Raw genomic sequence first — 14,676 nt, 5'->3', positions numbered from 1 at the left:
TAAACCCCTTTTAAACTAAGGATATTTCTGGTTAAAGGGGTTTTTTGGTTAATTTAATTGCTATAAATTTTGAATATATTTATAAAGAGAAAAGAATCCTATTAAAGCGAACTTTTTTCTAAATTAGACGTCTAATATAAATAAATTACAAAATAACGGAGGTGGACTTATTTAATTGAAAAAACTAACAACAATAACCATTTCAGCAATTATTATGCTATTTTTATCAACTGGTTTTGTTTTAGCTGAAGACAATGCTGCAAATAAAGAAAATAATAATGATCAAAAAAACGATATTGTAATATACATAGAAGATGAAGAAGTAAGCAAAGAGTTAGAGCCTATTATAAGAGATGATAGGACATATGCTCCTGTTAGAAATTTAGCTGAAACCTTGGGAGCAGATGTTAAGTTTAAGCCAGAGGATAGACGTATAATAATTTCATATGATAATTTAGAAATTAGCATGTGGATTGATAATGAATATGTTATAGTTAATGATAAGGAGACAGAGACGGATTCTCCAGTATTTATTGAGAATGATAGGTCTTATGCACCTTTGAGATTTTTAGCAGAGTGGTTTGAATATGATGTAAAATGGAATGAAGAATCACGAAGTGTTGATCTAACTCCAAAATACGAAAAAGAAGAAGAGAAAGAAGATGAAAAAAAAGAAAAAGAAGAAAAATATGAACAACCTGATTTTGATATAGACTTAGAAGATGAAAAGATCAGAGTTGAACTAAATATTGAAGATTTTCAAACAGTAGACGAGCATGTGTATAAAGAAGAACAAAAACTTTTGGATGTAGAATTTGAAGATAATGAAATTAATTTTTACTTTACTGGAGAAAAGTATTACAAATTAATAGATCAGTTTAATGATCCGTTATTAGAGGAGATAGTAGTAGAGCCACTGGATTTAGACGAAATTGATGATGTTTCGGATGATTATGAGGACAATGAAGAATTAAATATAAATAAACTAACTTTTCGGCTTAAATATCCTATCCCCGAGAATAACTTTGAATATTATGATCTACTAGATGCTGAAAATAAGCTTGAGTTTAATATCTTTAGAGAATTTAAAGAAGTGAAAAAAGAAAAAGAATTAGAAGCTGGTTTATTATCAAGAAACATATTCAAAGGTGTGAGAGATGGGCCCTTAAACATAAACAAGTTATATTTTGATCCTGAAGAAAGTGATTTAGAGCTTGACTTGGTACTGGCACAAGATGAAATCAAAGGACTTGAAAGTATAGAGGAGATAGCCAAAAGAAAAGAAGCAGTAGCAGCTATTAATGGTGGATATTTTCACTGGCAGGGTGATCCTTTAGGTTTAACAATAAAAAATGGTCGTTTAATAACTCATCCGCGTAATTCTAGCAGCGCTTTTATTATGGACGGGGAAACAAATAAAGCAGAAATAAAACAAATAGATATGGGTGATGATCATAAAGCTATAATAAATGATGGTGAATTTGAACTTAACATTTATCACTTTAATAGAACCAGAGGCGAAGGACGTGTTATTGTATACACTAGAGAATATGGAGAAAAAACCGGCACACCTGATGAAAATGATAAAGGGCATAAAGAATTTGTAGTGGTTGATGGCAAAGTTAAAGAAATAAATTACGGAGATAGCAAAATACCTGAAGATGGTTACGTTATATCCGTGGATGAAAAAAACGATGATGATTGGGATATTATAAAAGAAGATGACGAAATAAAACTTGAATGGGATCTAGAGCCAGAACTTACACTAGAGAACATCTCTTTTGCTATCGGGGCTGGTCCTGGGTTGATTTCTGATGGTGAGATTAATGTCAAAACAGAAGAAGAAAAAGTAGCAGACAATATTAGTACTGGTAGAAATCCACGTACTGCTATTGGAATACTTCCAGATGATGAAATATTACTTATAACAGTGGATGGTAGAGCACCAACCAAAAGTATAGGGTTTGAGTTAGAGGAACTAGCAGAGTACTTAAAAGATTTAGGTGTTAAGTCCGCCTTAAATCTAGATGGTGGAGGCTCTACAATGATGTGGCTAGAAGATGAAATAATAAATCATCCCTCAGGTGCAACTTTAAGAAACATTGGAAATGCATTAGTAATATCATAAAATAAAGAAAAACAGGCAAAAACACTCCAAAGTATTTATTTTGGGGTGTTTTTGCCTGTTCGGTCATGTTATAATTTGAATCGAAAGAAAATTCGCAATTAACTTAAAAATAGGGGGATAGCTCTTATGAAAAATCTTCAAAATAGTGATCAACAAATATGCGGCTGGTTAACACCCCATGGAAAATTTTATTCTTGTAAGCCTTGTGGACACAGAAATCTAGCTGAGGATATAATTGAAAAATACAATATTAATAGCAGAGGCAATATAAATGCTGATTATATTTTAGAAAAAGAAGGATATATTCGAATTACTGAAGACAATGTTTATTCTATGGAAACCAGCATGTATAATATAGATGACGAAAGTTTTTTTAGAAAAGTTACGCAAAAACAGTTGGAGTTTTTGTTAAGTTATTATTATGATTTTAATAAAGAGCAAAGGGAAGCTGTGGACCAAATAGTTAAATTAACTGGATTATGAAATTATTCCAAAGGACTGTTCCAGTCTCCTGAGTCAATTTTAGTCATTAGTTTTTCGCTTACAGGATAATTAAATATATATATCCACGCTTCTACTTTTTCATCATTTTCTGTTGTTACTTTGTGATTTCTTCTGAGGTAGAGGCTAGTACCTTCTGATGAGGGTTCATATCCTTCTAAGAAATCCACCTCTGTTAGAACTTCCTGATAATATTTTGGTTTTATGTAGATCAAATCTCCTCTTATCCAGGTCTCCCCTTGGGGTAAATACGCAGGCAAATTCCCATAGTTATATAAGCTACCTTTAATCCATGCAGTTTTTTCTTTTTCTGTTTTATTATTAAAATATCGCTCATAGTTATGTTGATCTCTTCTTAATGTGCCATATACAAAAAATGGTAGTTCATTATTATGTCTATTTGTCAATAGAATCAAGCCTCCACAGATATGCAAATATTTGAAATTACTTAACCACATTATATATTATAAATTATAGAAATTAATTTTTAAAGTGATTGACATTGTAGATGCCTTTAATATATTATGTAAGTAAATACTCACTTACACTTAGTAAGAATCTACAATAATCTACGACTTTCGAAGTTTTAGCTTGTATTTTTTAGCTTGAAATAATGGAGGGGTTTATTTGAATGAGACAAATACAAAAAAAAGTATTATAGAATCTGCAAGGACTCTATTCGCTAGGAGAGGTTTTAAAGGTGCAACAACGGCTGAAATTGCTAAATCTGCTGGAATATCTGAAGGAACAATTTATAGACATTTTGAAAACAAAGAAGAACTGATGATGGAGTGTGTTAAACCAATTTTTGAAAATATGATAGATATTGCTGAACACAAAATTTTTACTGAAGCCTATAACCTACGGGATATAATGTATAAAGGCTTAGAATTAAGGCTAAATCTTTTTGTCGAAAATTATGATACTTTTCGAATTATTTTTAATGAACTACCCTATTCAGATAAGATGAAGAATCAGTATATGGACTTTCTTTTAACGAACGAAGGAAAATTAACAAAGTTAATTGGGGATATGAAGAGTATGGGAGAGATTAAACGTTCAAGAAATTTTCTGATATTTGCTCTGGGTCAATTTTTAGCTTTATGGATGTATACTAATTTTAAAGATTGGTCTAACAAGAAAGAAGTCAAATTTTCTGATGAGATGCTAAATATTTCAAAAGAACATATTTTGGATGATTTGACGGACTTTTTTATGTATGGGATAGCAGGAAACAAAGATTAAGAAATCTATTTCTTTAGAAAGGAAATTGATTTTATGACAAAATCTCCTTTGATTGTAGCTAAAAGTGTTAAAATGAAATACAAAATGGGCGAAGTTACGGTTTATGCTTTAAGAGGAGTTGATTTTAGTTTATATGATGGGGAATTAGTAGTTGTACTTGGACCAAGTGGTTCTGGCAAAAGTACATTGATTAATATTGTTGGTGGAATGGATATGGCAAGTGAAGGTGAACTTTATTATGGAGATAAGCCCCTTCACAAAGCTAGTGAAAGAGAATTGACATATTTTAGACGTAACGAAGTTGGATTTATTTTTCAATTTTATAATCTGATGCCTAATCTTACGGCTTATGAAAATATTGATCTATCAGTACAAATTGCAAATGAACCATTTCAGGTTGATGAATTACTCCGGCAGGTAGGGCTTTTTGATCGTAGAGATCACTTTCCTTCGCAGCTTTCTGGAGGAGAGCAGCAGAGAGTAGCTATAGCAAGAGCCCTTGTCAAAAATCCGCGTATGCTACTATGTGACGAACCTACAGGAGCTTTGGACCTGCCTACTGGTATTCAGATACTTAAACTGCTTCGAAGTTTCTGTGATACCTACAATAAGACTGTAGTCATAATTACCCATAATGAAGCTATTAGCAACATGGCTGACCGAGTTTTTTCTCTGAAAGATGGTTTGGTTGAAAAAGTAGTGGTGAATGAAAAACCACTACCACCCGAGAAGGTGAGCTGGTAATGCTTTGGAAAAAAATGATTCGAGATATTTGGTCTAACAAAGGATCGTATCTTGCATGCCTTATTATAGTTATTATAGGCTTAATTGTATTTACCTCTTTTTCAATTTTGAGTGATAACTTGAACCTTTCTAAAGAAACATTTTATACAGAACAAAATTTTTCTGATGGTTTTGTTGAACTTGATTCAATGCCCAGATCTAGTGTTGAAAGGTTAAATAATATAGAAGGAGTAAAAGAAATAAATGGTCGTCTTATTGAGGAGCTGAGAGTTAATGATGAAGATAGAGAGGAAAGTATCTATTTAAAACTTGTTTTTTTTGATACTTCAAAAACAGATAGATTAAATGATGTTAGGCTACTTAATGGCGAAGCTCTTGATAGGGAAGGCCTTAATATAATAATAGACAATCAGTTTTATGATGCTAACAATCTAGAATTAAACGATGTAATTGAAGTGATAGCTTCAGGTAAAATAAGGGAGCTTCACATTCAAGGTGTTGGAATGAGTCCGGAGTTTACTTATCCTTTGAGAAACGAGACTGATTTGTTCCCAAATCCAGAACAGTTTGGAATTGCTTTTCTATCATTAGATGATGCCGGTAATTTATTTCCTGATAAAAGCAATAGAGTTAATAACTTGGTTTTTACAGTAGAGGATAATGCAAACTCTGATTTAGTAAGTGAGAGGCTAGAAAGTGAGTTAGATGGATATGGTGTAAAGAGGACGTATTCTAGAGACGAACACACAAGTCACATGATGTTAAGTGAAGAAGTTGCTATGCTCGAAAGAGTTTCGACAGCACTTCCATTATTGTTCTTGGGAATAGCAGCTATCATTATATATATCATGCTTAAAAGACTTGTAGAACAGCAAAGAGGCCAGATAGGTATTTTGAAAGCTTTTGGTTACACAAATAAAGAGATAGTAACTCATTATATATCTTATGCTTTGTTAATCGGTAGTTTAGGTGGAATTATAGGAGGTACACTAGGGATTATCTCTGCTACACCTCTAACGAGTTTACTTCTTGAATTTTTTAATGTACCCGAAATGTATGAGAGGTTTTCATACTATTACCTGTTATTAGGGTTGTTGCTATCCCTTATAGTTTTTTTGATAGCGGGATATCAGGGGTGCAAATATTCATTAAAATTAAAACCAGCAGAAGCAATGAGACCTCCAGCGCCTGTTTTTAAAGGAAAAACCCTTCTGGAAAGAATAAGTTTTTTTTGGAATATGCTCACCATTCAGGGTAAAATGGCGATTAGAAACCTGTCTAGAAATAGAAGCAGAAGTATTTTTATGTTTATTGGAATAATGTTAAGCTGTTCTATCGTGGCCATGACCTGGTCTCTGAATGATATGGTTGATAAGTTGACCTTACGTCAGTATGAAGAAATTGAGGTGTATGACGCAAAAATCAATCTAGCAAACCCAATGAACAGGGTGTTGGTTGAAAGAGAATTGAGAAATCATGATGAAATCACCAGAATAGAGCCGATGAGCGAAGTTCCAGTAACTTTGTCTTATTTGTGGAACGAGGAAAACGTTTTGCTCATTGGTTTAAAAGAAAACACTAGGCTTTATAATATCTTAGATTCTGACAGCAGACGTGTCACACCAACTGCAAAGGGTCTTATACTTTCTGAGAGACTAGCGCAAAAATTAGATGTTTCTGTAGGTTCTACAATCGAACTTGAAAGTCCTTATTTTAGAAATAATGACGAAAAAAAAGATATAAAAGTTAGCAAAATAATTCCCCAGTACCTTGGAATGAACGCCTATTTGGAGATAAATGCTTTGGATGAGGTTCTAGATCAGGGGAGTTTAGCAACTTCATTTTTGATTAATACTGACGATAAAAATGATACAGCCAGTATATCAGATTTAAGAAATAAATACAGAGAGAGTGAAATAGTTACAGGAGTTGATGCTAGAGCAGAACGGATTAAGCAAACAGAAGAACTCTTGGATATGTTCGGTAGTGTCATTTATATTTACGTATTTGTAGGAATAATAATAGGTTTTGCTATAATATATAGTTCAAGTTTTATTATTTTGTCAGAAAGGAGCAGAGAGCTTGCTTCAATGAGGGTTCTTGGAATGACATCAAAGGAAGTTTTTGCTGTAATTACTTTTGAACAGTGGTTTATAAGCTTTTTTGCTATATTGGCAGCAGTACCTCTTGCAAAAATAATGCAGTGGAGTTTATCAGAGGAGTTAAGTACTGACCATTACATCATACCATCAGATATTTCGATTATGTCTTTGGCTGTTGCTGTGTTACTTACTGCATTGTCAATTTGGATAGCACAAAGATTCGCCCTTAGAAGAGTAAAGAATTTGAGCTTGGTAGATGTATTAAAATCTCGAGAATAAATGTAAGTGGGAGGGGAGTTAATGAAAAAGAAATGGAAAATAATTTTGGGTGCTGCTCTGTTGATAGTAGCAGCTGGAATTATAACTGTTCAAGCTATTGGAGGAGATGAAGTAGAGGTAAAAAAGTTAGACTACAAAGACGTTAAAGAAAGCTTCAGTGAAGAAGGTGTAGTTAAATCCCCGGAAGAAGGTACTGTTCACTCGATGGTTAGCACAAGAGTAGATGAGTTAAAGGTAGAAGAGGGAGATAGGGTCCAAAAAGGAGAGTTGCTTATTGTTTTGGATGATAGCGAACTAGATTATTCAATTAATGAATTAAGGGCAAACTTAAGAGCTATAGATGGAGAAGCAAAGAAGCTTGAACAAGAGCCGGGGGACGCAGAGCTTGAAAGCTTAGATTTAGGTGTTAAACATGCAAAAGAAGGAAAAGAATACGCAAAAAACAATTATGAAAGAATTAAATCCCTTTATGATAGTGGTTTTGTTTCAGAGCAGGAGTTAGAGGAGGCTGATAACCTAGTAAACGAAGCAGTATATAATCTAGAAAATCAAAAGAAAAATATAGAACTAATAGAAGAATCCTACGAGCCACAAGCAGGTAGTAAAGAGATTTTAGAAGCTAGGAAAAGTGCTATCAATTCACAAATAAACTTTATAAGTCACCAAAAAGAAAATTACTATCGTATTTATGCCCCACAAACCGGAATAATAACTGACCTAGAAGCAAAAGAAGGAAGTACAATTAGTCCAGAGGTACCAGCGATGAATTTATTTTATAATGGTGATTATAGATTAGAAACCAGAGTTTTAACTCGTGATGTTTATGATATAACAGAAAATATGGAAGTGAATTTGACTTTAGAACTGAGTGGTGAGGATAAGGAGTTTACAGGAAAAGTTAAAGATATAGCTCCGTATGCTCGAGAAGATCTTTCGCCTCTTGGACTCGAAGAAGAAAGGGTGAAAATAACTATATTACCTGAGATACCAAAAGATCTCTATGTTGCGCCTGGGTACAAACTAGATGTAGAATTTACAACACAGGAACTGTCAGATCAACTGGTTGTTCCAAATAGTGCAATGTTTTCTTATGAGGGCGAAGATGCTGTTTTTGTTGTAGAGGACGGGATAATAGAAGTTAGAGAGGTTAGTAAAGGTTTAGAAACCAGGCAGGATGTAGTTATCACAGATGGCTTGGAGAGTGGAGATCTTATAGTTATAGATCCGCAAGCAGAAGGAATTGATGTTGGAACTAGAGTTTCTAATATTATTAAAGAATAATAAGAATAAAGGTCATAATAGAATTTTAAGTTATATTAAGCGAATTAACACAGTATAATACTGTAGTTGATTCGCTTTTTTTGTTTTAAGCATATTTTATGTATTTAAAATTTAGAAAAAGGATATAATGGAAGATATCAGTAAGTATATCGTGAGGTGTTTGGATGAATTATAAAAATTTTAAATTATATTTTAAAGCTACCCGGCCATGGGCCTTTACAGCCTCTCTTGTCCCCGTTATTTTCGGAGGTGTTTTTGCCTATTATGAAGGGTTTTTTCATCCCGGGATATTTATATTAACGATACTTGGTGGTATTATGGTTCATGGTGCTACTAACACTATTAATGATTATTTTGATTATATGGAAGGTGTTGATATTCCTGGTTCTTCAACAGGTATGCTTGTCCAAAAAGAAATATCTCCACAACAAACTTTAAAACTTGCTTATTTTTGCTTTAGCGTTGCAGCCCTTGTTGGGGTTTATTTTGTTTTAGTCGGTGGGAAGTTTATGGCGGTATTAATAATTATTGGTTTATTAGGTAGTTATGGATACACAGGAAGACCATTTTCACTGAAGTACAGGGCTCTTGGTGCTCCTCTTGTATTTTTAATGATGGGCCCACTAATGGTGTGGGGTTCTTATTACATCCAGGTACAAAACCACTCTATACAGGTAATACTTGCTGCTTTACCAATAGGATTACTTGTGACAGCTATTTTACACTCTAATGACCTGAGAGATATACAACATGATAATAAAGTAGGAATCAAAACTCTATCCATGCTCCTTGGTGAAAAAAAAGCAAAAATGTTTTATTACATACTAGTACATGGGGCCTACTTTTTAATTATTTTGTACGTAATAATAGGTGTTCTTTCTCCATTTATTTTGATTACATTAATTACATGGCCAACCGCAGTCAAACTAACTTACTTTATAAAAGATTCTAGCCCCAAAGAATTAGTACCAGTAGACTTATTAACAGCCAAGCTTCATCTTAACTTTGGCTTGGTATACGTATTTTCAATAACTTTTTTGGCTTTAAGTTAACTCAGGAAATTAGCAGAAGAATAAATGAATAAAAGTAAAAAACGGCTGTCATAGTGGCAGCCGTTTTTTAGTGAATTGTATTAAACTGAATTGTATTAACTAGAAGCTTTGTTTTACGGTTTTGGATATTTAGATATAGTTTCCTGTCCTTTTCTTAGCTCTTCATTTGTTAAATGTATGTCTTTTAAATTACCTTTTAAATAAGCATCATAGCCTGTTAAATCCATCAAACCGTGTCCACTCAAATTAAACAGGATCGTTTTCTCTTTGCCTTCCTCTCTTGCTTTGATTGCTTCTTCAAAAACTGCCGCGAGGGCATGAGTAGTTTCTGGAGCTACAACACTACCTTGTGCTCTGGCCCAATTTACCCCTGCTTGGTAACTTTGAAGTTGGTTGTAATTACGGGCATCGATCAACCCATCTTCAGTAAGCTGACTAACAAGGGGAGCAGAACCGTGATAACGTAAGCCACCAGCATGAACTGGAGGAGGCATAAATTCGTGCCCCAAAGTATGCATTGGTAGTAAAGGAGTTGTCCCTGCAGTATCTCCAAAATCATAACCGAATGGAGCTCTGCTTAATGTTGGACAAGCACTTGGCTCAGAACCTACTATGGTTACATCGGTTCCTTCTATTTTATCTTTAATGAATGGAAAGGCTATCCCGGCAAAATTGCTACCGCCACCTACACATCCTACTACTACGTCAGGGTATTCTTCTATAGATTTGAGCTGTTTTTTCGCTTCAAGTCCAATTACAGTTTGGTGAAGCATTACATGATTTAGTACACTGCCCAAAGAGTAGCGGGTATCATCATCACTAACAGCCTCTTCTATAGCTTCACTAATTGCCATTCCAAGGCTTCCAGGGCAATCAGGGTCTTCTTCTAGAATTTTTCTTCCAAAAGAAGTTTCGTTACTTGGACTAGGGATACAGTTGCCGCCCCAAAGCTGCATGAGCATACGGCGATAAGGTTTTTGGTCATAACTTACTCTTACCATATATACTTTACATTCGAGTCCAAATAATGAACAGCCAAGACTTAATGCACTTCCCCACTGACCGGCACCTGTTTCAGTGGTTAGCTTTTTTATTCCAAATTCCTTGTTATAATAAGCTTGTGCAATAGCCGTGTTAGGTTTGTGACTTCCTGCAGGACTTATACCTTCGTCTTTAAAATAAATTTTTGCAGGAGTGTCAAGATATTTTTCTAAGCCATAAGCTCTTTGTAATGGTGTAGGTCTCCAAAGGAGTAACTTGTCCAGAACTTCTTCTGGTATATCTATCCATCTTTCTGTTGATAGCTCTTGTTCAATAAGATTCATAGGAAAAACAGCTTCAAGATCCTGTGGTTTAATAGGTTCTTTGGTTTCTGGGTTAAGGGGTGGCTTCATTGGACTTGGCATGTCTGCTTGAATATTATACCATTTGGTAGGTATCTCGTTTTGAGGTAGAAATATTCTATGTTCTTTCATTTTTGAAGTCCTCCTATCGATAATTTTTCAACACTTCTATTTTACCACGGTTGTTAACAAATGAAAAAGGTATAGTTTAAATTATTATTTTTAAATTTTTTGATTTTTATAACGTTTTTATATAAATGAAGGATTTTATAGATGACTAATGAATTATTTTATAGACAGTTAATTTTAAAATAACTTAAATTCAGCAATAACACGAGGGGAGTGTTAACCTTGTCTATTAAGGTTTTTCATACAGGGGATTTACACATTGGGATGACATACGGAAATAGAGACTATCCCCCTGAAATTAAACAAGAGCTTATAAATTCTAGAATAAATACCTTAGAAAGACTTATCGATATAGCAAATGAAAACGAATGTGACCTTTTTCTTGTTACAGGTGATATGTTTCATAGAACAAAGATAAAAAAAGAATACATATTAAAGACAGCACAAATTATTTCTAGATTTGAAGGTAACTGTTGTGCTATTCTTCCGGGGAACCATGATCACTTAGAAGCTTATGATAGTATTTGGGAAAGCTTTAAAAAAGAAGTTTCGGATCATGTTTTGCTGTTAGATAAAGAGATCTCTTATGATTTATCAGATTATGGGTTAGATGTAACCTTATATCCTGCACCATGCTATAAAAAACATTCATCTAACAATAATATTGGCTGGATATCTAAGGTTGATAATAACAAGCTTAGTACAACCTGGAATTTTGGGGTTGCCCATGGTTCTATAAAAGGGGTCTCTCCTGATTTTGATTCCCAGTATTATCCTATGGAAGAGGATGAACTGGAGAATACGGGCCTTGATCACTGGTTTTTGGGACATACTCATATTACATATCCAGAAACAAATTCTATAAACCCAACATTTACATATTGTGGCACTCCTGAACCTGATGGATTTGACTGTAAACATGGAGGCTATGCAAGGATAGCAGAGATTTCGACTAAAGATGACAAAAGCAAAAAACCGAGAATTGAAAGTAAAATTATTGAAACTGGTGAATTTAAATTTACTGTATTGGAGAAAAATATTTCAAGCAGTAAACAAATATTAGAGATAAAAGATAAAGTTAAATCAGCACCTGACAAAACTCTTTTGAGACTTAACTTAAGTGGAACCCTTGACAAAGAAGAATTTGACCTTTTATACGATGCAATCAAAATTATAAATGAAGAGTTTTTGTATCTAGAATTTGATGACTCTGAAGTCAATATTGCTATTACACCTAGTTTAATAAATGAAGAATTTCCGGAGGATTCATTTCCTGCTCTTTTACTTAATCGCCTGGGGGACATGGATGAAAATGATTCACTTCAGATTGCTTTTCAAATGTTTAGGAAGGTGAAAAATAATGATTATAAATGAAGTTTTTTTAGAACAATTTGGTGGGGTGCAAAATTCAAAAGTAGAATTATCCAAGGGTCTTAATGTATGCTATGGTCTTAATGAATCAGGTAAAAGTACTCATATAAATGCAATATTTGCTTCTCTTTTTTTTCCTTCAAATTTGAGAAAAAATAGCAGTGAATATAAAGACTTTATCAAACCTTATTTTCCTATAATTGGCAATAATATAGAAGAAAACTTAAAGGTAAATTTGTCATTTGAGTGTAGTTTTGAAAAAAAGAAATATACCCTGGTAAAGTGCTGGGGAAGAGAAAAAAGCTGCAGCCTGTATTTGCCAGATGGCAAAGTTTTATCTGATGAAAATAGAATCAATGAAAAACTTAAAAAATCTTTGCAATATGGAAAAGCAACTTACGAAGCAGTTATGTTCACAAAACAAACAGAAGTATTGAATACGCTAGAAAGATTAAGCAATAACTCTGAAGCGGTATTTGATGTTGGTTATATATTAAGATCGATGGTATTTGAAAGCGGTGGGGTTTCTATTGACGATTTTAAATACGAATTAGAAAAGGAGCTAGATTCTTTACTTAAGTATTGGGATTATGAACGGGATAGGCCTCAAAATAACCGGGGTATAGACAACCCCTACAAAAATCCCGGAGAATTATTAAAAGCTTTTTATCAGCTTGAAAATATAAAAAGAGACATAAAACAAGCCCGGAAAATTGAACTAGAACTTGAGAGGGTAAATGTAGAATATAAAGATTTAGAAACTAAAATTGGACAATTGAAGCAAAAAATAAATGACTTAGAGCAAATAGAAGATGATATCAGAAGTAGGGCAAGTGTTAGTCCAAAGCTAGAAGCAGTTAATAAAGAACTTGAATCAATTAAAGAAGTTACTAGAACTTGGCCGGTAGTAGAAGATGAATTAGAAAGAAAACAAAAAGAGCACAATGATAACTTGAATAAAATCAGTGAATTGGAAAAAGAACACAAAAGGGCATTAAAAATAAAAGATATTACAGAAAAACAAAACCTTGTAGAACAAGTAAAGCCTATAAAAGATGAGTTGAATCAACTAAAAAATAAATATGAAGAATATCCAGATATTAAAGAGAAAGATATTGAAATATTAAAATCAATAAACACTGAAATGATAAAAATAAAAGCGCAGGTGGAAGCTGTAAGTCTTAAGGGAACATTTACTACTAAAGAGCCAACTAAAATCAAAATTGAAACGGGTGCTGGAGAATCAAGTAGTGTTAATGTGGAAAGAAGCTATGAAATAAAAGGAAAAGGTAGAATAAAATTTGTAACTGATGAATGGAGTATAGAGATTAAGTCAGGCGAAGAAGACATTGATTCTCTTTTAAATTTGTTAGAAGAAAATGAATTAGAATTTAAGAATAAATTAACGGAATTAAAAGTTGAAGCTTTAGAAGATGCAGAAAAAGTTTATCAGCAAAAAATTGAGCTAACAAACAAAATAAATAATTTGGAAGACAAACAAAAAAACCTCTTGGGGAAAAATGATTTTGATACCTTATCTAAAGAATTAGATGAAAGTAAAGCGTTAATTCAAGAAAAAGATGAATCATTTGAAGATCCAGATATAATCTCAGAAAAGATTAATAAGCTCAAAATATACAATAGCAGTCTTAAGTCAAAGATAGACTCACTTCATGAAAAAATTAACAGTTGGAATGAAACTTATGGTACTTTTGATAACATGACGGATAGATTAGGTACACTAAAAAGCAGTGAAAAAGAGCTATTAGAAGAGCTAGAAAAGCTTTCGCCTTTACCGGAGGATTATAAAAGTGAAGATGAGTTTTTCTGGGATTTGAAAGACTCAAGAAATGAATATGATAAACTAACTAGTAAGATTAATGAAGTGAAAGAAGAAAAGATTGGACTAGAAAATGAACTACCAGAGATCTCTTTAGAAGAATTAAAGATGGCAGAGATAAATGCTAAAGAACAATACTATAAATTAAAGAAAAAAGCTAAAAGTTTAAAAATTATCCAGCAGGAACTTGACAAACTGATTGAAGAGAAAGACTTAAATAATTTTGACTCCCTTGAAAAATCTTTTTCAAATTACCTTCCAAGAGTTACAAACGATAGATATGAAATAGGAGTATTAGATGGTGCAAAACCTCAAAATGTTATTAGAGAAGATGGTGAAAAACTTCCTGTTGAATTTCTTTCTGCAGGAACTAAATCTGGAATTTCCCTTGCAATTAGATTATCTATGGCTGAATATTTATTAAGTGAAATGTATGGATTTTTGATTATGGATGATCCCCTTGTTGACCTTGACCCCAACAGAAAAGAAGAAGCTTCAAAGATGATTAATGACTTCGCAAATGAAAAGCAAATCATTATAACCACATGTGACCCTTCTACTGCTGAGTTATTAGGTGGGAATAGGATAGAATTTTAATTGCCAACGATTACCTGTCTATAATTGCCAAATAATAATAGACTATGTAGAAAAAATGATATAT

11 protein-coding genes are annotated in these 14,676 nt (G+C 33.2%); 9 read left to right on the top strand and 2 right to left on the bottom strand.

Annotated elements, in window-relative coordinates:
- Nucleotides 1-175: 175 nt before the first annotated feature.
- Nucleotides 176-2,128 (top strand): phosphodiester glycosidase family protein, encoded by a 1,953-nt coding sequence (locus ACONDI_RS06895; RefSeq protein WP_241080730.1) that lies wholly within the window; start codon nt 176-178, stop codon nt 2,126-2,128.
- A gap of 126 nt (nt 2,129-2,254) precedes the next feature.
- Entirely contained in the window at nt 2,255-2,611 is a 357-nt protein-coding gene (locus ACONDI_RS06890) for a hypothetical protein (protein WP_241080729.1), read from the top strand.
- Between the two features lie 2 nt (nt 2,612-2,613).
- Here the strand turns inward: ACONDI_RS06890 and ACONDI_RS06885 are convergent, their stop codons facing one another.
- A complete protein-coding gene (locus ACONDI_RS06885) occupies nt 2,614-3,036 on the bottom strand; it encodes a gamma-glutamylcyclotransferase family protein (RefSeq protein WP_241080728.1) in 423 nt (140 codons plus the stop codon).
- 220 nt (nt 3,037-3,256) lie between these two features.
- Between ACONDI_RS06885 and ACONDI_RS06880 the strand changes: the two genes are divergently transcribed.
- From ACONDI_RS06880 to menA, 5 genes are all read left to right on the top strand, one after another.
- Nucleotides 3,257-3,874 (top strand): TetR/AcrR family transcriptional regulator, encoded by a 618-nt coding sequence (locus ACONDI_RS06880; RefSeq protein WP_241080727.1) that lies wholly within the window; start codon nt 3,257-3,259, stop codon nt 3,872-3,874.
- Nucleotides 3,875-3,907: 33 nt separating this feature from the next.
- The gene (locus tag ACONDI_RS06875; RefSeq protein WP_241080726.1) at nt 3,908-4,618 is read left to right on the top strand and encodes an ABC transporter ATP-binding protein; all 711 of its coding nucleotides are present in this window, start codon (nt 3,908-3,910) and stop codon (nt 4,616-4,618) included.
- Nucleotides 4,618-6,999 carry an FtsX-like permease family protein gene (locus ACONDI_RS06870; RefSeq protein ID WP_241080725.1) on the top strand — a complete coding sequence of 794 codons (2,382 nt, stop codon included), beginning with the start codon at nt 4,618-4,620 and terminating at the stop codon, nt 6,997-6,999. Before ACONDI_RS06875 ends, ACONDI_RS06870 begins: the two co-directional genes overlap by 1 nt.
- Nucleotides 7,000-7,020: 21 nt before the next feature.
- Nucleotides 7,021-8,280, top strand: coding sequence for an efflux RND transporter periplasmic adaptor subunit (locus tag ACONDI_RS06865; RefSeq protein ID WP_241080724.1), 1,260 nt, complete (start codon nt 7,021-7,023; stop codon nt 8,278-8,280).
- A 164-nt stretch (nt 8,281-8,444) separates the two neighbouring features.
- Nucleotides 8,445-9,332, top strand: a complete 888-nt coding sequence (gene menA / locus ACONDI_RS06860; RefSeq protein ID WP_241080723.1) for a 1,4-dihydroxy-2-naphthoate octaprenyltransferase — start codon at nt 8,445-8,447, stop codon at nt 9,330-9,332.
- 113 nt (nt 9,333-9,445) lie between these two features.
- On the opposite strand, the gene ACONDI_RS06855 is transcribed toward menA, so the two are convergent.
- Nucleotides 9,446-10,807, bottom strand: a complete 1,362-nt coding sequence (locus ACONDI_RS06855) for a TrpB-like pyridoxal phosphate-dependent enzyme (RefSeq protein WP_241080722.1) — start codon at nt 10,805-10,807, stop codon at nt 9,446-9,448.
- Nucleotides 10,808-11,026: 219 nt separating this feature from the next.
- On the opposite strand from ACONDI_RS06855, the gene ACONDI_RS06850 reads away from it, so the two are divergent.
- Nucleotides 11,027-12,178: a metallophosphoesterase family protein gene (locus ACONDI_RS06850; RefSeq protein ID WP_241080721.1), complete on the top strand. Its 1,152-nt coding sequence runs from the start codon at nt 11,027-11,029 to the stop codon at nt 12,176-12,178.
- On the top strand, nt 12,165-14,612 hold the full coding sequence (locus ACONDI_RS06845; protein ID WP_241080720.1) for an AAA family ATPase: 2,448 nt from the start codon (nt 12,165-12,167) through the stop codon (nt 14,610-14,612). Before ACONDI_RS06850 ends, ACONDI_RS06845 begins: the two co-directional genes overlap by 14 nt.
- Nucleotides 14,613-14,676: the final 64 nt, after the last annotated feature.

The sequence above is a fragment of the Natranaerofaba carboxydovora genome (assembly GCF_022539405.1).
Taxonomy (GTDB): domain Bacteria; phylum Bacillota; class Natranaerobiia; order Natranaerobiales; family Natranaerofabaceae; genus Natranaerofaba; species Natranaerofaba carboxydovora.
This window is presented reverse-complemented; position numbering and strand designations above follow the sequence as displayed.